Here is a 19,835-nt window from a genome sequence, read left to right on the forward strand (position 1 = left end):
TAATCTGTTATGGAGGAATTTATTTTGGATCAAACGAACGCTCCTCAAATTAATGAACCCTTTTTTATCGTTGGAACGATTAGGGCAATTATCTTTGAAGATTCAGAAAATCATTTTAAGTTAATATCAGTTAATATTCAAAAAAATAACTTTAATTGGGATAGTGATAATATTGTTGTCCTGGGTACTTTTGGTGAAATGGAAAAAGGAACGGATTATCGTTTTGAGGGAAAATTAATAAATCACCCTAAGTATGGGAAAGAATTTAAAGTGAATAAGTATGAAATGCAGACGATTAATACAAATCGGGGACTAATTGCATATTTATCAAGTGATGAATTTCCTGGAATTGGTGAAAAAACTGCTGAAAGGGTTGTTGAATCGTTAGGAACGAATCTAATTAAAGATATTATCCATGATCCAAAGGTACTAAATTCTGTTGATTTAACCCAAGAGCAACGTGATTCAATCGTTGAGGGGGTGCAAAATAATAATGGATTTGAACAAATTATTATTGAGTTAAGTAACTATGGATTTGGAACGAGACTTTGCACTAAAATTTATGATGAATATGGGGAAAGTACCCTTTCAGTAATTCGGAAAAACCCATACCAGTTAGTTGAGGATATCAAGGGGATTAGTTTTTATAAGGCTGATCAACTTGCTAAAAAAGTTGGTGTGGATGATAGTAACGGTGGTAGGATTCGCGCTGGGATAATGAACGTTTTAGATGAGTTATTAATTAGTCAAGGGTGCACTTATACTGACGTTCAAACCGTAGTTGTTAATTCGATGTCACTGTTAAATGATAGTCGAAATGGTTCAGTTAATGTCGACGATGTTAGTGCTCAAATGATGGAGCTAGCCAATGATAATAAAATTGTTGGTGAGAATGGGCGAATTTATTTAAAGAGTATTTACGATGCTGAATGGCAAATTGCTGAAAATTTAAAAAGAATTATGGATAATGATGATTCTAAAACAAAAGATGAGAATTATATCAATAAGATGATTAAGGAAATTGAGTTTGATAATCAAATCAATTATGATCAATCCCAAGTTAATGCTTTGAAAAAAGCAATGCAATCTCAAGTATTTTTGTTAACCGGTGGACCAGGAACTGGTAAAACTACAATTATTAAGGGGTTAATCACTTTATATGCAAAGATTCATGATTTATCACTATCAATTCGTGATTATAGTAGTAATTATCCATTTGTGTTAGCTGCACCTACTGGTAGGGCAGCTAGGAGAATGCGAGAAACGACTGGTGTGGAAGCTAGCACAATTCACAAACTATTGGGATTGAATATTGATGACGATAATGAAGACAAAGATTTTGATGGATATAATATTCATGGTGATATTTTAATTGTTGATGAGATGTCAATGGTAGATACTTATCTGTTTAGAAGGCTAATCTGTGCAATCCCTAATAATATGAAGGTAATTCTAGTTGGTGATAAGGATCAATTACCATCAGTTGGCCCTGGTCAAATTTTTAGTGATTTATTAGAATCAGGAGTCATTCCAAGTCTAGAATTAAATACTATTTATCGCCAAAATAATGATTCAACAATTATCGATTTAGCACACAATATTAAAAATGGTCAGTTACCATCTAACTTTAAGGATAAACAGTCTGATCGTTCTTTTATTTCATGTAATTCTCAGCAAGCGGAATCAGCGATTTCATTTGTCGTCAGTAAGGCACATGAAAGAGGATTTACCGCTACTGATATACAAGTATTAGCACCAATGTACAGGGGAATGATTGGAGTTGACAATTTAAATACTGTTATTCAAGAAATTTTGAACCCTAAAACTAGTGCAGATCAAAAAGAAGTTAAGTATAAAGATTTTAAATATCGAATTGGCGATAAGGTTTTGCAATTGGTCAATAGTTCTGAAAATAATGTTTTTAATGGTGACATTGGAAAAATTGTAGGAATTGATATTAATAAAAATAGTAGTAAGGACAATTTAGTAATTGCTTTTGATGATGTTGAGGTAACTTATCAAAGAAAGAATTGGGATCAAATCTCATTAGCTTATTGTACGACCATTCATAAAGCACAGGGAAGCGAATTTAAAATGGTCATATTGCCAGCTTTCCCCCAATATGGAAGGATGTTGAAAAGAAATTTATTGTATACTGCGGTTACACGGGCAGCTAATTTATTGATAATGGTTGGGGATTTTGAATCGTTCGTTCGTTGTGTTCACGATAATCCAATTCGAAGAAGGACCAGTTTGGTTGAACGTATTAGAATGACGATGAATGGTAATAATAAAACTCAACCTCAACCTAAAAATGCAGATCAAAGTGGTTCAAAAGCTAAAATTTTAACTGATGACCTGATTAAAAGTAACTCAATAGATCCAATGATTGGGATGGATGGGATTACGCCCTATAAATAGGGAATTAAAGTAAACGATAATGATGCTAATAAACGATTTATTCTTAGCTGAATGTTTTATTTAACTAATATTTTAATAAGTAAAATTAAGGGGCAAACCAATGAGTTTGCCTTTTTTGATTTCAATTTCTTGACTGGATTTATAAAGCAACTTATTATTTATTTATAGTTTTTAATAAGATTAGGAGTGAGTTTAATGTATAAAGCAAGCGATAATCGATATGATAATCAAAAAGTAAGGAGAGCTGGTAATTCGGGTCTTCAGCTGCCTGCACTTTCTTTTGGAATGTGGCATAGTTATGGTGATGACGCTAATTTTAAGGACAGTGAAGCAGCTATTTTAGCCGCTTTCGATCGGGGAATTTTTAGCTTTGATTTAGCCAATAATTATGGTCCTGGTTCTGGAGCTGCAGAAAGAATGTTCGGACAGGTGTATCGTGCTGACTTGAAGCCTTATCGGGATGAACTAATTATTACTACCAAGGCCGGTTATCATATGTGGCCTGGTGTTTACGGGTCATTTTCATCTAAGAAAACACTTGTTGCAGCATTAGATCGGAGCCTAAAACGAATGGGCTTAGACTATGTTGATATTTACTATAGTCACCGTTTTGACCCTAATACAAGTCTAGAAGAAACTGCGGAAGCACTTGACGGAATAGTTAGATCAGGCAAAGCTTTATACATCGGAATTTCTAATTATTATAGTAAAGAAGAACAGGAAATCATGAAGTACTTTAAGGAATTGCATACGCCATTCGTAGTCAATCAAATGTCATATAATTTGCTTAATCGTGAAATTGAAGATGATGGGACGATTGATGCCTTAACTAATGCTAATAAGGGACTAGTTGCTTATGGACCACTTGCAGAGGGATTACTTACTGATAAGTATTTGAACGGGATTCCTGATTCATTATATTTACACAGTACGAACAGATTCTTAGTTAATAATGGGACTGATTCTGCTGTAAAAAGAATCAATGCATTAAATGATTTGGCTAAGAATAGAAACCAGACCTTAGCTCAAATGAGTTTATCATGGTTATTGAATAATCCAGCAGTTACTAGTGTTATTACTGGGGCTTCAAAAGTTAATCATTTGGAATCTAATTTAAAGGCTTTGGACAACGTTTCATTTACTAGTGATGAATTAGAAGCAATTGACCGCATTACTAAATAATAGTTTGATTGATTGGAAAACGAGAACAGCTAATGCTGTTCTTTTTTTATAAAAAAAATCACCATTTTATAAAAAATTGCGTTATAATTGATAAATGTGTCTTATTTATTCATTAAATCGTATAAATATTAAACATATAATTAAGGAGAGATGATATAATGCCTCATATAAGGCGTAAATTAAGCCTATTAGAACTAGTAGGACTAGTAATTGGTGCAATTATTGGTGGTGGTGTTTTTAACATTATGCATGATATTGCAACTGGAGCAGGTGCTGGTGCAGTCATTATTGGTTGGGCGATTACCGCCATCGGAATGTTATCCTTAGCATTTACATTTCAGAATTTAACTAGAAAACGGGCAGATCTAGATGCCGGAGTTTTTAGTTATGCAGAAGCTGGATTTGGTAAGTATATGGGATTTAATTCGGCTTGGGGATATTGGCTTTCTACCTTATTAGGAACTGTTGGGTATGCAACCTTATTAATGAGTGCCATTGCTTATTTTTTACCAATTTTTGGAAATGGTCAAAATATTTGGTCAATTCTAGTTGCGTCTTGTGTACTATGGGGCTGTCATTTTATGATTTTACATGGCATTGAATCAGCATCCTTTATAAATGTGATGATAACGATTGCAAAATTAATTCCAATTTTTCTTTTTATTGTGGTAATGATCATCGCTTTCAAGCTTAACGTTTTTACTACTGATTTTTGGTTTACCAAGACGGGTCATTTTGAATTTAGAGATGTTTTATCCCAGGTGAGAAGTACGATGTTAGTTACAGTCTGGGTATTTATTGGTATTGAAGGAGCTGTGGTTTTTTCTGGGCGGGCTAAGAATCGCAATGATGTTGGAAAAGCTACTATTCTAGGGTTAATTATTGTGATTTTAATTTATATGTTGATTACATTATTATCATTTGGAGTTATGAAGCAGGCAGGCCTATCTCATTTAGGACAACCTGCAATGGCAGCACTTTTAGAAAGGGTGGTTGGTAAATGGGGGGCCATGATCGTTAACTTAGGATTAATCATTTCGGTTGCTGGGGCATGGCTATCTTTTACGATGTTTGCTGGTCAGTTACCCTATGAGGCTTCTAAGGCAGGAACTTTTCCTAAGTTCTTTATTAATGAGAATGAAAACGGCGCCCCAGTTCATTCTTTAATAGTTACTAACACTATTGTTCAATTATTTATGTTTACCTTTTTATTCACTAATAGTGCTTATAATTTATTTTATTCGATTGCCAGTGCTGCAATTTTGATTCCATATTCTTTTTCTGCTTTCTATCAGTTAAAATATTCAATTCAATTCGATCAAAGCGCAGCTCGTAACAAGAATATCGTAATTGGACTAATTGCTAGTGTTTATACTTGCTGGCTTTTATATGCAGCTGGAATTCATTTTATATTATTAACAACGATTTTATTTATGTTTGGCATTCCTGTGTTTTACTACTTACAAAAATATGATAATCACCAAACGGTTATTTTTAAATGGTATGAAAAAATAATCGCAGTGTTTATTTTACTGTTCGGTGTCTACGCTTTACTTGGGTTATTTTTAGGGTATGATAGTTTTTCGTATTAAGGAGTGATTTTAATGAAAAAAGAAGTTCGTCAATCTGCAATTGAAAGAATTATTAACCAGTTTCCAATTTCTAAACAAGAACAATTAATGCATAAGCTAAAGGAAGCTGGAATTGATGCTACTCAAGCAACGATCTCTCGTGATATTCGGGAAATGAATATTATTAAACAACAGGATGGTAATAATTGGCGTTATACAGTTTATAAGAACGATAATCCGAATGAATTGACCCATCTATATGAAATGATTAATGGGGCGGTTACATCTGCTGAAAAGATTCAATTTATTAACGTTATTCATACCCTGCCTAGCTATGCAAATACGCTTGCTGCAGTTATTGATGACTTAAGTCTTGACTGTATTTCGGGAACGTTAGCAGGGCATGACACAATTGTAATTTTTTCATCTAGTAATGATTATGCTGAAACGGTAAATCAAATGTTTATTGAGCATTTAAACTCTGATCTTTAATAAAAATTAAGCAAAACTATTAACAAATTTATGAATTAGTGTTATATTACCCTTACGCTTTATTTTAAATAACGAACTAAATAACTATAATTCATATATATTGTTAGGAGTGGTTACAGTGAGTAATAGATTTGAACTTTTGGTAGAATATAGACAGGCGGCTAAGGAGTTAGAGAATTTAAAAATCAGTGAGGCAGCTAATTCTAGAATATTAGCCAAGGGGAATAGTACTATTACCATTGAACCAGAGTATGGCAATAAAATGAAAACACTTACTAAAAAATGTAATACATTAAAGATGATCTTAGAAGCAATGGATGCTTCCGAAGATTAAAAATGGGCTGTTACATAAGTCCCATCAAAAAAACAGTTAGTGATAAGAAATTTTTTCTTATCACTAACTATTTTTATTTACACAACTAATTTAAACTGAGTAACACCGAATTTAGCATTATAGAAATGTCCACCAAGTTCTTCATTATCAATATTGCCATATTCGATTGATGGGATACTAATTTTAATACTTTTACAATCAAAAGAATGAACGGATTTAAACTTAGGTTGTTTTCCCATAAACATCAAAAAAATCGACCAGGTTACTATTAATATATTTTTATTTTCCATTATTAAAATATTTAGCGAAGGTTTTTTGATACTTGCATTTGGCATGATTTTTTTATTATTGTCAAAATATGGACCATTATAAATACATACCCATACTACTTTTGAAAATTGCTCTCTATGGCCATTTAAATACATATACATGGGGAATTCCTTAATTGCATATAAATTAACTAAAATGCGCCAAAACCGTCTAATTTTTTTAAAATGTTTTTGAAGCCATTTCCAATGATAATTAGATTTACTATTTAATAAATTGGACTCAAAACCGATTCCCATGTTGTTTAAAAAATAATGGTACCGTTTATTAAAGTTGTTAAAGTAGTAACCTAAATTAATATCCAGTACTGTAGAAGCATTTAATACATTTTGTAGGGCAGTCTGCCAATTTTTATTAATACCCATTTCTAATGCAAAGTTATTGTTTTTACCAGTTGGAATTAGTGCAATTGGAAACTCTTTTAATTGTTTATTCTTAAGGAGGGCGTTTTTTTGACCACTAATAACTTGATTAATTGTCCCATCGCCACCAATTACCAATAGAACGTTATATAAGCGATCATTATCATAATAATCCTTAGTATATTGTTCTGTAATCAACCTTGCATGGTTGTGATATTCAGTTATTCTATATTGATAATTAATTTTACTGGCATCCAATTGATTCTTAATCAGTTGCCAAGTATCCATACTTTTACCATTATTGGAAGTTGGATTGATAATTATCAGGTATCTGGCTTGCAATGGGGATTACACTCCTTTATAAGTTATTTAAAAAAGCGAATTCAATCATGAATTCGCTTTTTCATTAAAGATTAGTGTTTGTTCATAATTAGCATTGGCAAGATTAATGGATGACGTTCGGTCTTATTGAATAAAAATCTTTGTAAGTCATTAATAATCGCACTTCGAATAGTAGCTTCAGTAGCGTGCTTATTATGCATGGCTCTTCTAATGGTTCTAAATACTAATTTTCGACCTTCATCTAAAAGCTTACCAGATTCGCGCATATAAACAAATCCACGTGATAACAAGTCTGGACCAGATTGAATTTCTTGTTTATTTAAATTAATGGTAGCAACAACAACAACTAATCCTTCTTCAGAAAGAATTTGACGATCATGAAGAACGACGTTACCAATATCACCAATTCCATTTCCATCAATATAAACGTCTCCAGCAGTGAAATGACCGGCAATTCTAGCAGTATCCTTAGTTAAAGCTAATACATCTCCATTAGCCATGATAAAACTATTTTTAAGTGGAACTCCACATTGTTCAGCTAATTCAGTATGGATCTTTAACATTCTATATTCACCATGAATAGGCATAAAGAACTTTGGCTTCATTAAACGAAGCATTAATTTTTGTTCTTCTTGACCTCCGTGACCTGAAGTATGAATGTTGTTTACTTTCCCATGAATTACCTTTGCACCGGCTTCTTCTAACTCATTGATTACCTTATTAACACTAACCGTATTTCCAGGAATTGGATTACTTGAAAATACAACGGTATCATTTGGTTGGATAGAAATTTGTCGATGGGTACCATTGGCAATTCTTGAAAGAGCGGCCATTGGTTCACCTTGCGAACCAGTACATAGGATTAGCGTTTTATTGGCAGGGAGGGAAGAAAGGTCAGAAGCATCAACAAATGCATCGTCTGGAATATCTAGATAACCTAGTTCACGTCCATTTACAATGGCAGCTTCCATACTTCTTCCGAATACGGCAATTTTACGATTATGGGCCAATGCTGTGTCACAAGCAGTCTTAATTCTTGAAATATTAGAAGCAAAAGTAGCGAAAATAATCCGCCCTTGAACTTCATCAAAAATATGACGAACGGACTTACCGACCCATTTTTCAGACTTAGTCCAAACTGGCCGTTCGGCATTGGTACTATCTGACATTAAACAAAGAACGCCTTCTTCACCAAGGCGAGCCATTTCATGAAGACCAGGTGGCTGGTTAGTAACTGGCGTAAGATCAAATTTATAATCACCAGTTTGAACGATTACCCCAGATGGGGTATGCACAGCAATTCCTAAAGTATCAGGAATCGAGTGGGTAGTTCTGAAGAATGAAACACTAGTTTTTCTAAATTTAAGGACTGAATTTTCATCAATTCGATGCATTTCAGCACTTCTCAATAAACCATGTTCTTCCAACTTGTTTTTAATTAAAGCTAGCGCTAGTGGTCCAGCATAAATTGGAACATTAAGGTCTCTTAATAGGTATGGAACCCCACCAATATGATCTTCGTGTCCATGGGTAATAACCAAGGCTTTGATTTTATCGCGATTTTCGATTAAGTAATTATAATCTGGGATAACATAATCAACACCTAATAAATCATCTTCAGGAAACTTAATTCCGGCATCTATTAGGATAATTTCGTCTTGAAATTGAACTCCATAGGTATTCTTTCCAATTTCACCTAAACCACCAACGCCATAAATAGCTGTTTCGTTATTTTTGACGTTTAGTTTTTTCATAATTATTTAAACTCCGTAATTTTAAAATCAGGGCTCTTCTTTTCATATTCAAGATGGTTACCCTCTAGTGGTTCGACGTATTCGATGTTGTAATCTTTAATAGATTCAACCATTGATCTGGCTTCGACTTCAGTACCAGCCTCAACATACATACTCTTAGTAGTTTCTCTTCTAGGAGTACGTTTGATAGAGTCTTGATATAAAACTTTAAAAATCATACTTAATAATCTCCTTTTTAATTTTATGTAAACTTTTTTGTATCGTTCGCGTGCTATAAGCACTAAATTATCCTAATTTTAGCATATTCGAAATAATAAGTATAGTATAGCTACATATAATTGATTGCGTGTTAAAATAAATTAATAATTAAGTCAGAGGAGTTGATCAAGGATTGTTTTGGGAAGCTTTTTTAGGAATTATTATTGCGATCATTGTTTATAACTTAGTCCATTGGATTTTCGTTGTTAATCCAACCAAAAAAGCGCAATTAAAATCCGAAAAACACTGTCAAAAAATTTTAACTGATTTTTTAACCCAGCTTGGTAATAATGAATATAATTTGAAAATCATTCATTCTAAGGTGTTATCTGATGTCTGGGGACGTGGCATTCAAGTTTTTGAATATAAACTGGATTCTGATAAACATAATGTTAACGATAAATTGTCGTTTTTAAAGCAAGGATTAACTAGCCTATTTGAACGCAGAAATTTAAATACGGCCATTGATGATTCTCAAATTAAAATTACAGACTTATGGCAGTATGATAATTTTGTCCACATTGAGCTGGCATACATTGTTAACCAATCAACTAGCGAATATATTAATGATATCGAGCGCTTAACTGAATAAAAAAAGACGCTGCTAATGCAACGTCCAGTTTATTATCCAATGAAAATTTCATCGTCTGAGCGTGAAAATGGGTTCTCCCCGTCAATATGGTCATAGAATAAAGTTCCATGAAGATGGTCGATTTCATGTTGGCAAACAATGGCTGGATAGTTTTTGAGCCTAACTTGATGTTCAGTTCCGTTTACATCTTGGTATTTAAGTGTAATTCTAGCGGAGCGTGGAACGTAGCCAGGGATGTCCTTATCAACGGATAAGCAACCTTCGCCTTCAGTAAGCGCACATCTTTGAACAGCGTTTGAAACGATAATTGGATTAATGATAACATCCTTAAAAATAGGATGGTCTGGATCTTCTTCGTTTGGAACAAGAACCGATGCCATCATTTCACTAACGCCTACCTGAGGAGCTGCCAGGCCAACACCAGCTCGAAGATGATATTTCTTACAAAGTTCCTCGTTTTGACTGATCTCTAAGTATTCCATTAAATCCTTAGCTAATTGTTGATCAGAATCACTTAATGGAAATTTAACTTTTTGAGCTTGTTTTCTTAGGACGGGATCGCCGTCTCTTACAATATCTTTCATTAAGAACAAATTAATTCCCTCCAAATTCTTTACACTTAATTTTATCACATTTTCTTTTTTAGTAATAATATAAATAAGGGGTCTTAAAAATGAAACCAAATTACCAGTATCCAATGTTTGAAGACTGGAGTCGTGATGAATTAACCCAGGTATTTAAGCTATATCAACTAGTTGAAGATGCATATGAACTCAATCAAGGGGCCGATTGTCAAAAATTGCTCACTGCATATACTAATTTTCAAAAGATCGTTCCTGCTAAGGGTGAACAAAGAACGATTGAACGTGAATTTGAACATAACTCTGGTTACAACATCTTTAAATGCGTTAAGGCTGCTCGGGCTTCCGATAGAAAAATGTTTAAAATATAGGGCTATGCTTTGACTAGTTTATAATTTTAAGTTACTATAAATAATGATAATTTAAGATAATGCTATTCTGCTGTGACAAATTATGTTACAGCTTTTGTTATGGATTAATGCAAATTACCTTTTTTAAAAAGGGGTTTTGTATTATACTGAATAGGATTATGGATATCTTGTATAATACTAATTTTAATTAGTGTGAAGGGAAGGAATAACTTGAAAACAAGAGACAACATTCGCAATATCGCTATTATTGCCCACGTTGACCACGGTAAAACTACTTTAGTTAACGAATTGCTAAAACAATCCGATACATTGGACCAACACACAGAAATTGGCGATCGTGCCATGGATACTAATGATATTGAAAAGGAACGTGGAATCACGATCCTTTCTAAGAATACTGCCGTTAAATACGGTGATAAGCAAATTAATATCTTGGATACTCCAGGACATGCCGATTTCGGTGGTGAAGTTGAACGTATCATGCGAATGGTTGATGGTGTTCTTTTAGTTGTTGATGCATTTGAAGGAACTATGCCACAAACTCGTTTCGTTTTGAAAAAGGCACTTGAACAACATTTAACGCCAATCGTTGTTATTAACAAGGTTGACCGTGAAGGAGCTCGTCCTGCAGAAGTAGTTGACGAAGTGCTTGATTTATTTATTGAATTAGGTGCTGATGAAGATCAACTTGAATTCCCAGTTCTATATGCTTCCGCTATGAATGGAACTTCAAGCTACAGTGATGATCTTGATTCCCAAGAACACACAATGAAGCCAGTCTTCGATACTATCATTAAGACGATTCCAGCGCCAATCGATAACTCAGATGAACCATTACAATTCCAAGTTGCCATGCTTGATTATGATGATTTCTTGGGTCGAATCGGAATTGGTCGGGTCTTCCGTGGTAAGATCAAGGTTGGGGATAACGTTACTGTTATGAAACTTGATGGAACTACGCAAAACTTCCGAGTTACTAAGTTAATGGGATTCCTTGGTTTAGCTAAGGTTGATATTGATGAAGCTGAAGCTGGTGACTTGATCGCTGTTTCAGGAATGGAAGATATTAATGTTGGTGAAACCGTTGTTGACCCATCTAACCAAGAACCACTTCCAGTATTGAGAATTGACGAACCAACCCTTCAAATGACATTTGGTTCTAACACTTCACCATTCGTTGGTAAGGATGGGGAATTTGTTACTGCTCGTCAATTATTTGAAAGACTTCAACGTGAATTGCATACTGATGTGTCACTTCGGGTTGAAGACACCGGTGAACCAGGTTCATGGACTGTTTCAGGTCGTGGTGAACTTCATTTATCAATTTTAGTTGAAACCCTTAGACGTGAAGGCTACGAATTACAAGTATCCCGTCCAAAGGTTATTCTTCGTGATATTGATGGTGAAAAGTGTGAACCATTTGAATCTGTTCAAATCGATACTCCAGAAGAATATTCTGGTTCAATTATCGATACCTTGTCACAACGGAAGGGAACCATGGAAAACATGGAAAACACTGGGAATGGTCAACAACGTTTGACATTCTTAGTACCTTCACGTGGATTGATCGGTTACCCAACTGAATTCTTATCAATTACTCGTGGTTATGGAATTATGAACCACAGTTTTGAAAAGTATCTTCCAGTAATTAAGAAATGGAACCCAGGTCGTAAGAACGGTGCGCTAGTTTCAATTAACCAAGGTAAGACTACTACTTACGCTATCATGGGGATTGAAAGTCGTGGTACGATTTTCACTAACCCAGGGGTTGAAGTATATGAAGGAATGATCGTTGGTAAAAACAGCCGTGATAATGACATTTCTGTTAATATCACTAAGGGTAAGAAGTTAACCAACGTTCGTGCTTCTGGATCTGACGATATGGCTAAGATTAAGGAACCAGAACACTTAACTCTTGAAGAATCATTGGAATTCTTAAATGATGATGAACTTTGTGAAGTAACACCTCACTTTGTCCGTCTTCGTAAGAAAACTTTGAATACTAAACAACGTGAAAAAGAAGCTAAGGTTGCTCGTCACGGATAAAAATTAATATAGCTATTCTTAAAAGAACGAAGAAATTATTTTCTTCGTTCTTTTTTGTTCACGGTGAATGCAAATTATGATGTGTGATATAATTAAACCAATTATTGATACAGTGGAGTCTGATTTTAAATGAAGTTAAAAATTAAAAGAATACCTAAGAATTTAGATTATTTTTTACTAGTGCCATTTGCGATTTTAAGCGTACTAGGAATTATAATGGTTTATTCAGCAAGCTCAAATATTGGAATGCAAAATGGTGGAACTGCAACAAGTTATTTAATTAAGCAGATTGGCTATGTTTTATTTGGGATTTTAATGATTTATTTTGCCTTTTTTCAGAATCTTAAGATTTTAAGAGATCAAGGGTTGTTAAAATTAATTGGAATCGGTTTTATCTTTTTGTTTGCTGGTTTGCATTTTTTTGGAAAGGCAATTAATGGTTCTCCAGGGTGGCTAAATTTCTTTGGTTTTGGAATTCAACCGGCTGAATTTGTAAAACTATTTTTTATTCTACTATTTGCTGAGGTTTTAAGTAATGATCAAAATCGAATGTACGTTTTTAAAAATTGGTCAACGTTTGCGATGAATCATATAAAAACCTATATCATAACGGGTGCCAATTTATTTGCAATTCTATTTTTACCCGACTTAGGTGGAATGCTAATTAATGCTACAATTGTAATTGTGATGACTTATGCATCTGGGGTTAGTTATAAACGATCGTTTAGAAGTTTACTAATCCTTTTTACACTTGCGTTTACGGGATTGTATTTTGCGGCTTATGGGCCACTACAATCATCTGGGATAATGAAGAGTAATTACATGTTACAAAGAATCGTTGCTTTTGCCAACCCGTTCAAGCATGCCAATGGGGTTGGTCAACAGTTAGTTAATTCTTATTATGCAATTAGTAATGGTGGTATTTTTGGTAGAGGAATCGGGAATAGTATCCAAAAGACTGGTTATTTGCCTGAACCTAATACTGATTTTATCATGGCAATTATTTCCGAAGAGCTTGGCTTAATTGGTGTATTTATTATTATGAGTTTATTAGCATTTCTAATTTTAAGAATTATATTTATTGGAATTAAGGCTAGAAGTGGCTATGATACATTAATTTGCTATGGAGTCGCAGCTTATATGGTTGTGCAAACTTACTTTAACGTTGGTGGAGTATTAGGGATTTTACCAATTACAGGGGTTACCTTTCCATTTATTAGTTATGGAGGTTCCAGTATGATTACCCTGTGCATTTGCTTGGGGCTAATTTTAAAAATTAGTTATAAAGAAAGTAATTTTAAAAATAAAATTGAAGGGTGATTATTAGGTTTGGAAATTAAGGATCGAATAGGATTAATTATCTATGTTTATTCTGTAAAACAATCCCGTTTCTTGAAAAAATACGGGATTTTAGACTATGTTTCAAAAAGAATGCATTATGCAATTGTTTATGTAGATGCAAGTGACGTTGATGAAAAAATTGCCCAGTTGGAAAAATTAAAAATCGTTAGAAGCGTTGAAAAGTCCCCATTGGTTAATTTATCAACCAGTTTTGCTAATAATCAAAGTTTAGATGATGATGATGAATAAGGATGGTTAATTGTGAGAGTAATTTCAGGTAAATATGGTAAACGGCCTTTAAAAGCAGTCCCTGGCCGTCTGACTCGTCCAACAACTGATAAGGTCAAAGAATCGTTATTTAACATAATCGGTCCATATTTTAATGGTGGTAGTTTTTTAGACTTATTTGCTGGTTCTGGTGGTGTTGCAATTGAGGCGGTATCACGTGGTTTTGATAATGCGACATTAGTTGATAAACAATATGCTGCAATTAAAACGATTAATGAAAACATTAAGATGACTAAGGAACCCAATCGTTTTACGGTGATAAAAAGTAGCGCTGAAAATGCTTTGAACCGTCTGGCATCGAGTGGTCAACAGTTTGACATTGTCTTTTTAGATCCGCCTTACAAAGAAGAACAGATGTTAAGTGATTTATCAACGCTTAATGAGCTAAAAATATTAGCTAAGGATGCATTTGTAATTTGTGAAACTGATAATCACACAAATTTAGTTGATGATGTTCAAAATTATCGTTTAGTTCGACAAAAAGAATACGGCTTGACCGTTATTTCAATCTATAAATATGAAATGGGTGATTAAATTTGACTAAGGCAGTTTTTCCTGGAAGCTTTGATCCGCTTACCAATGGACATTTAGATATTATTAGAAGGGCCAGTGCGCTCTTTGACGAATTAGTAGTTGTGATTGGCATTAATAGTAAGAAGCAACCCTGGTTATCAAATAATGATCGTCTTCATTTGATAGAACTATCCACAGCGGATTTAAGTAATGTTTCAGTATTGATTACCGATGGGTTGATTGTCGATTTAATGGATGAGATCAACGCGAATGTGATTATTAGGGGAGTTCGGAATTCAATTGATTTTGACGCAGAGAAATCATTGGCTGACTTTAATCATCGCTTAAATAATAAGGTTCAGACATTATTAATTCCCACTAATCCTGAGTTTGAAGCGTTATCTTCTTCAAGGGTAAGGGAATTATGTCATTTTAAAAAATCAGTTAATCGTTATGTTCCAAAACCAGTTGCAGATTTAATTAATGAAAAGTGGGAATTAAATGAAAAATAAACATCGTTATTTGAAATTCGGCTTACCGATATTAGGATTAATTATAGTCGCAATTTTCTTTTTACTACCATTGCCAAAATATATTGAAGGGCCAGGTGGTGCTGATAATTTAAAATCAATCGTGAATATAAAAAACCACCCAGATCATTATAGTGGAAAATTTATGTTGACCTCAGTTGGAATTGCGCAAGCTACTCCAGCTTCCTATGTTTATGCGAAGTTAAATCCTTACTATTCGATTGAGAGCGTCGAAGATGTAACTGGTGGTCAGGATAATGCTACATACGATCGATTACAAGATTTTTACATGAAAAGTGCTATTAATGAGGCCATTTATACTGCTTATCGTGCTGCCCACAAGAATGTAACTAAGGATTATCGAGGCATTTATATCATTGATGTCTTAAATACTTCTAAATTTAAGAACGTTATTCATGTTGGTGATACTATCGTTAGGGTCAACGGGCATCATTTTAATTCTGCACTAGGTTATCAAAATTATATTCGGAAGCAAAAAGTTGGTTCTAAATTAAAGATTGGCTTTTATCATAACTCTAAGTATAAAGAAGCAACGGCACCATTAACTAAGTTGCCAAACAGTAATCAACCAGGGATTGGGATTACATTAACTGATGACTTAAGGGTTAAAACCAAAATTCCGATTAAAGTTGATCCGGGACAAATTGGCGGACCTTCAGGGGGCTTAATGTTCTCACTGCAAATTTATAGTCAATTAACTGGTGAAAACATTAGAAAAGGACGTAAAATTGCTGGTACTGGAACGATCAATTCTGATGGGACCGTTGGTGAAATTGGGGGCATTGATAAAAAAATCATTGCTGCTAAAAGGGAAGGTGCAACTATTTTCTTGGCACCGTATGTAAAGCCAACCAAGGCAATTCGAGCATTAGAACCTGATCATTTAACTAATTATGAACTGGCAGTTAAGACTGCTAAACGCTACGCACCAGATATGAAAGTTTTGCCAGTTACTTCATTTCAGAATGCACTGGATAAGCTTAAATAATAAAAAGATCCAATAAATCACGTATTTATTGGATCTTTTTACGTATTTATAGCTAGATAGGAGGGTAGCAGATGGATAGGATTAAGGAATTAATCGATACTTATCGTTATCAAATTATTTTATCTGGTTTAGTAATTTTGCTTATTTTAGCTTTTATGCTTTTAAGTGGTAATTATTTCAAAAATAGCAACGATGATATTAATCAAATCGGGCAATCAGAAATGATTAGTGGAAGTGCAATGAATAGTAGTTCTCAATTTAGTGGCAATTCAGTTACTAGTGAGTCTTCAATATCTCCAGGCGGTAAAATTATTGTTGATATAAAGGGAGCAATAAAACATCCAGGTATTTATAAGGTGGAGTATGAGACCAGGGTATCTGAATTAGTTGATTTAGCAGGTGGTTTTAGTAAGTCGGCTGACCATCAAAACGTTAATTTGGCACAGCGCTTAAATGATCAACAGGTAGTTTATATTCCGTTAAAGGGTGAAATTAAGGGCAATGTCCATCTTGAAAAATCAAAATCATTAGCTAATGATCAGGTGAGTTCTACAGATTCAATTAGTAATTCGGGTAATAGTAATGGTAAAATTAATATTAATACTGCTGATAAGGTGCAACTACAAACAATAAGTGGTATTGGCGATAAAAAAGCCGAAAATATTATTAATTATCGTCAACAAAACGGTGGTTTTAAATCGATTGAAGATATTAAGAACGCCGATGGAATTGGTGATAAAATGTTTGAAAATATAAAAGAAAACATTACTGTTTAACTTCAACTAACAGGGGGATTAACTCGAATGACTGAAAATAGGATTCCATGGGACCAGTACTTTATGCTACAAGCCGTGTTAATGTCAACACGAAGTACTTGTAATCGTTTGTCTGTAGGGGCTAGCTTAGTTCGTGATAAACGCATTATTGCAGGTGGCTATAATGGCTCCGTTGCAGGTGATGCTCATTGTACTGATGAGGGATGTTACATGGTTGATGGGCACTGTCTTAGAACTATTCATGCTGAAATGAACGCCATTTTGCAGTGTGCTAAATTTGGTGAATCAACAGATGGTGCAGAAATTTATGTTACGGATTTTCCATGCCTTCAATGTACTAAAATGTTATTACAAGCGGGAATCGTAAAAATTAATTATTTAAGAAATTACAATAATGATCCATATGCAATGCATCTATTGAAACTAAAGCAGATTGGATTGCAGCAAGTGAAGATACCTAAGCAAACTTTAGAACAATTACCTTTTGATACCTATTTATCTGATAATTAAATTTTAAGAAATAACATTGTGTTTATTGCCATTCTATGGGTTGCGATTAGTGTTATTTTTTTTGGCAATCTATTTTTAGGACTGGCAATTTTAATCTTTATTTTAATCCGCATCTTTTTTTTAAAGAAGCCATTTTTCTTTGCCTTTGCTATAGTTACGGGGATTATTTTTACCTTACTCTGCGTTATTAACATCAAACAACTTGATAAAAATAGGCTTTTACCTGTCAATGAACAACAACTTATTTTGAAAGTGCAACCTGACGATTTCAATATATTACCAGATTATTATCATGGAAAAGCAGTCATTGTTGGTAGTAATCAACCGGTTTTATTTTCAGGAACATTAAGTTCAAATTCACCTATCCCGAGTTTAATCGAGATGGATAAACCATTATTGATGAATGTTAAAGCGGAGATCAAGGATCTCGATTCGGCAACGAATCAAAATCAATTTGATGCTAAACGCTATTATTCAGTTCAAGGAATCAGTAATTCAATTAAAATTAAGTCAATCATTGATATTCGTAAGTCTGATGGGTTTAGCTTAGTTGATACAGTTCATAGTTTTAGAGTAGGATTAATTAATTACGCTAATCAACTTCCCAAACCATTGAATCTATATGTATTAAGTTTGATTATTGGTGAAATGAATTCTGAGGTTTATGACGAGATAACTGGAATTAAGCAGCTAGGTTTGATACATTTATTTAGTATTTCAGGTTTACACGTCTATTATTTTATTAGCATGATTGAACGGATTTTGATTTATTTAAGGTTTCGTAGGGATCACTATCAACTACTGATTATGTTAGTGTTGCCGCTTTATTTTATATTTTCTGGTTCATCTGTGGGTTTATTAAGGGCAATTTTAATGGTAGAAGCAGGGCTGATCACTAAATTCTTTAGTTTTAAGCTGGGCGGATTAGATATTTGGAGCATTGCTCTTATCATTAACTTAATTTTAGCTCCTAGAATGCTAATCCAATTCGGTAGTCAATTGAGCTATGCATTGTCATTTGGATTGATTTTTACTAATAAATTTGGCTTTTTTAAACAAACTATTTTAATGAACATGCTGAGCATTCCATTTGTAATCTTTCATGTGTACGAGTGGCATTTTTTAACTTTCTTTGCTAACTTATTTATTTTGCCATTATTTTCAATAATCATTTTTCCAATCGTGATTATCGGGATGCTATGTTTTACGGTTGTCCCCATGGTTGCTTTTTGGATTGCTAATTTTTTGGCGCTGTTTGATGGCATTATTAATTGGATTGGTAATTTGCCTGGTAATATTTTATTCGGGAAGCCGCCAATTTTATTAGCAGCTTTATTATTTTTGTTTACAGTAGTATTATTGGGGAATGCTTCTCGTAAATGGTGGTCGATATTAATTGTTACTTATGGGGTATCTTTTTTATTAATTCATTTCCCAATTAATGGGGAAGTGGTTTATTTTGATGTGGGGCAGGGAGATAGTTTTTTGATTCGTAAACCATTTAATCGTTCTGTAGACTTAATTGATACTGGGGGACGATTGATGTTTGGTAAGCAAGCTGTACAAACTAAGTTTAATGCCGAAAAAACATCCATTAACTATCTAAAAAGTATTGGAATTGATAGGATTAATAATTTATTTATCACCCATCAAGATGCTGATCATAGTGGAGATTTACCCGCATTTTTAAGTAAAATGAAAATTGACAATCTAATTATTCCAATTGGGATGCAAAATAATAAAAATTTTATGGATAAACTGAATGGTAAAATGAATAACACTAACCTAATGCTGGCAAAGGATGGGGACACTTTTGATAATCATTCATTGCAGATCTACCATCCATTCACAAGTGGGATGGGAGCAAATGAGGATTCATTAGTTATTGGCAGCAGAATTAATAACTTAAACTGGTTATTTACTGGTGATTTAGACCAAGACGGTGAAAAAAAGATAATTAACAAGTATCCAAATCTAAGAGCAGATATCTTAAAGGCGGGCCATCATGGAAGTAAGACATCTACTGCAATTGAATTTTTAAATCAAATTCAGCCGAAATTGGTCATTATATCTGCAGGGAGAAAAAATCGCTATGGCCACCCCCATTCAGAGGTAGTTAATCAATTACAGCAAAGAAAAATTAAAATCTATAACACACAAACGGATGGGATGATTGCCTACCGCTTTGGTGGGTTTGATTATGGACATTTTGAAACGTACATGAAAAGGTGATTT

General features: G+C 33.8%; 20 protein-coding genes. 16 read left to right on the forward strand and 4 right to left on the reverse strand.

Annotated features, from left to right (window positions below; translation table 11 throughout):
- Positions 1-24 precede the first annotated feature (24 nt).
- From recD2 to ACSYTJ_RS02875, 5 genes are all read left to right on the forward strand, one after another.
- Positions 25-2,421 carry an SF1B family DNA helicase RecD2 gene (gene recD2, locus ACSYTJ_RS02855; protein ID WP_491720078.1) on the forward strand — a complete coding sequence of 799 codons (2,397 nt, stop codon included), beginning with the start codon at positions 25-27 and terminating at the stop codon, positions 2,419-2,421.
- Positions 2,422-2,616: 195 nt separating this feature from the next.
- On the forward strand, positions 2,617-3,603 hold the full coding sequence (locus ACSYTJ_RS02860; RefSeq protein WP_491716119.1) for an aldo/keto reductase: 987 nt from the start codon (positions 2,617-2,619) through the stop codon (positions 3,601-3,603).
- Positions 3,604-3,761: 158 nt separating this feature from the next.
- A complete protein-coding gene (arcD, locus tag ACSYTJ_RS02865; protein ID WP_491716120.1) occupies positions 3,762-5,195 on the forward strand; it encodes an arginine-ornithine antiporter in 1,434 nt (477 codons plus the stop codon).
- A 12-nt stretch (positions 5,196-5,207) separates the two neighbouring features.
- Positions 5,208-5,666 (forward strand): arginine repressor, encoded by a 459-nt coding sequence (locus ACSYTJ_RS02870; RefSeq protein ID WP_491716121.1) that lies wholly within the window; start codon positions 5,208-5,210, stop codon positions 5,664-5,666.
- A gap of 118 nt (positions 5,667-5,784) precedes the next feature.
- The gene (locus tag ACSYTJ_RS02875; protein ID WP_491716122.1) at positions 5,785-6,000 is read left to right on the forward strand and encodes a hypothetical protein; all 216 of its coding nucleotides are present in this window, start codon (positions 5,785-5,787) and stop codon (positions 5,998-6,000) included.
- Between the two features lie 77 nt (positions 6,001-6,077).
- Here ACSYTJ_RS02875 and ACSYTJ_RS02880 read toward each other — a convergent pair whose 3' ends face one another.
- From ACSYTJ_RS02880 to ACSYTJ_RS02890, 3 genes are all read right to left on the reverse strand, one after another.
- On the reverse strand, positions 6,078-7,031 hold the full coding sequence (locus ACSYTJ_RS02880) for a diacylglycerol/lipid kinase family protein (RefSeq protein WP_491716123.1): 954 nt from the start codon (positions 7,029-7,031) through the stop codon (positions 6,078-6,080).
- 71 nt (positions 7,032-7,102) lie between these two features.
- Complete coding sequence (rnjA, locus tag ACSYTJ_RS02885; RefSeq protein ID WP_491716124.1) at positions 7,103-8,785, reverse strand: ribonuclease J1; 1,683 nt, start codon at positions 8,783-8,785, stop codon at positions 7,103-7,105.
- A 2-nt stretch (positions 8,786-8,787) separates the two neighbouring features.
- A complete protein-coding gene (locus ACSYTJ_RS02890; protein ID WP_491716125.1) occupies positions 8,788-9,003 on the reverse strand; it encodes a DNA-directed RNA polymerase subunit epsilon in 216 nt (71 codons plus the stop codon).
- A gap of 173 nt (positions 9,004-9,176) precedes the next feature.
- On the opposite strand from ACSYTJ_RS02890, the gene ACSYTJ_RS02895 reads away from it, so the two are divergent.
- Positions 9,177-9,635, forward strand: coding sequence for a hypothetical protein (locus ACSYTJ_RS02895; protein ID WP_491720079.1), 459 nt, complete (start codon positions 9,177-9,179; stop codon positions 9,633-9,635).
- 32 nt (positions 9,636-9,667) lie between these two features.
- Here ACSYTJ_RS02895 and def read toward each other — a convergent pair whose 3' ends face one another.
- Positions 9,668-10,228: a peptide deformylase gene (gene def / locus ACSYTJ_RS02900; RefSeq protein WP_491716127.1), complete on the reverse strand. Its 561-nt coding sequence runs from the start codon at positions 10,226-10,228 to the stop codon at positions 9,668-9,670.
- An 80-nt stretch (positions 10,229-10,308) separates the two neighbouring features.
- Here def and ACSYTJ_RS02905 point away from each other — a divergent pair, with 80 nt between their 5' ends.
- The 10 genes from ACSYTJ_RS02905 (at position 10,309) to ACSYTJ_RS02950 (ending at position 19,832) form a co-directional block, all read left to right on the forward strand.
- Entirely contained in the window at positions 10,309-10,587 is a 279-nt protein-coding gene (locus ACSYTJ_RS02905) for a UPF0223 family protein (RefSeq protein ID WP_491716128.1), read from the forward strand.
- Positions 10,588-10,797: 210 nt separating this feature from the next.
- Positions 10,798-12,633 carry a translational GTPase TypA gene (gene typA / locus ACSYTJ_RS02910; protein ID WP_491716129.1) on the forward strand — a complete coding sequence of 612 codons (1,836 nt, stop codon included), beginning with the start codon at positions 10,798-10,800 and terminating at the stop codon, positions 12,631-12,633.
- A gap of 129 nt (positions 12,634-12,762) precedes the next feature.
- On the forward strand, positions 12,763-13,953 hold the full coding sequence (locus ACSYTJ_RS02915; RefSeq protein ID WP_491716130.1) for an FtsW/RodA/SpoVE family cell cycle protein: 1,191 nt from the start codon (positions 12,763-12,765) through the stop codon (positions 13,951-13,953).
- 9 nt (positions 13,954-13,962) lie between these two features.
- On the forward strand, positions 13,963-14,223 hold the full coding sequence (locus ACSYTJ_RS02920) for a YlbG family protein (RefSeq protein WP_491716131.1): 261 nt from the start codon (positions 13,963-13,965) through the stop codon (positions 14,221-14,223).
- A gap of 12 nt (positions 14,224-14,235) precedes the next feature.
- On the forward strand, positions 14,236-14,796 hold the full coding sequence (rsmD, locus tag ACSYTJ_RS02925; protein ID WP_491716132.1) for a 16S rRNA (guanine(966)-N(2))-methyltransferase RsmD: 561 nt from the start codon (positions 14,236-14,238) through the stop codon (positions 14,794-14,796).
- Positions 14,797-14,798: 2 nt separating this feature from the next.
- Positions 14,799-15,287: a pantetheine-phosphate adenylyltransferase gene (gene coaD / locus ACSYTJ_RS02930; RefSeq protein ID WP_491716133.1), complete on the forward strand. Its 489-nt coding sequence runs from the start codon at positions 14,799-14,801 to the stop codon at positions 15,285-15,287.
- Entirely contained in the window at positions 15,277-16,314 is a 1,038-nt protein-coding gene (locus tag ACSYTJ_RS02935) for a SepM family pheromone-processing serine protease (protein WP_491716134.1), read from the forward strand. Before coaD ends, ACSYTJ_RS02935 begins: the two co-directional genes overlap by 11 nt.
- 71 nt (positions 16,315-16,385) lie before the next feature.
- Positions 16,386-17,090 carry a helix-hairpin-helix domain-containing protein gene (locus ACSYTJ_RS02940; protein ID WP_491720080.1) on the forward strand — a complete coding sequence of 235 codons (705 nt, stop codon included), beginning with the start codon at positions 16,386-16,388 and terminating at the stop codon, positions 17,088-17,090.
- 27 nt (positions 17,091-17,117) lie between these two features.
- Complete coding sequence (locus ACSYTJ_RS02945) at positions 17,118-17,600, forward strand: ComE operon protein 2 (protein WP_491716136.1); 483 nt, start codon at positions 17,118-17,120, stop codon at positions 17,598-17,600.
- Positions 17,601-17,618: 18 nt separating this feature from the next.
- Entirely contained in the window at positions 17,619-19,832 is a 2,214-nt protein-coding gene (locus ACSYTJ_RS02950; RefSeq protein WP_491720081.1) for a DNA internalization-related competence protein ComEC/Rec2, read from the forward strand.
- The last annotated feature ends 3 nt before the right edge of the window (positions 19,833-19,835 follow it).

Source organism: Nicoliella sp. ESL1113, from assembly GCF_058509245.1.

Coding starts and splice junctions, on each gene's coding strand:
- ACSYTJ_RS02860 (WP_491716119.1), top strand. CDS start 2,617: ATGTATAAAGCAAGCGATAATCGATATGATAATCAAAAAGTAAGGAGA.
- arcD (WP_491716120.1), top strand. CDS start 3,762: ATGCCTCATATAAGGCGTAAATTAAGCCTATTAGAACTAGTAGGACTA.
- ACSYTJ_RS02870 (WP_491716121.1), top strand. CDS start 5,208: ATGAAAAAAGAAGTTCGTCAATCTGCAATTGAAAGAATTATTAACCAG.
- rnjA (WP_491716124.1), bottom strand. CDS start 8,785: ATGAAAAAACTAAACGTCAAAAATAACGAAACAGCTATTTATGGCGTT.
- ACSYTJ_RS02890 (WP_491716125.1), bottom strand. CDS start 9,003: ATGATTTTTAAAGTTTTATATCAAGACTCTATCAAACGTACTCCTAGA.
- ACSYTJ_RS02905 (WP_491716128.1), top strand. CDS start 10,309: ATGAAACCAAATTACCAGTATCCAATGTTTGAAGACTGGAGTCGTGAT.
- ACSYTJ_RS02915 (WP_491716130.1), top strand. CDS start 12,763: ATGAAGTTAAAAATTAAAAGAATACCTAAGAATTTAGATTATTTTTTA.
- ACSYTJ_RS02935 (WP_491716134.1), top strand. CDS start 15,277: ATGAAAAATAAACATCGTTATTTGAAATTCGGCTTACCGATATTAGGA.
- ACSYTJ_RS02940 (WP_491720080.1), top strand. CDS start 16,386: ATGGATAGGATTAAGGAATTAATCGATACTTATCGTTATCAAATTATT.
- ACSYTJ_RS02945 (WP_491716136.1), top strand. CDS start 17,118: ATGACTGAAAATAGGATTCCATGGGACCAGTACTTTATGCTACAAGCC.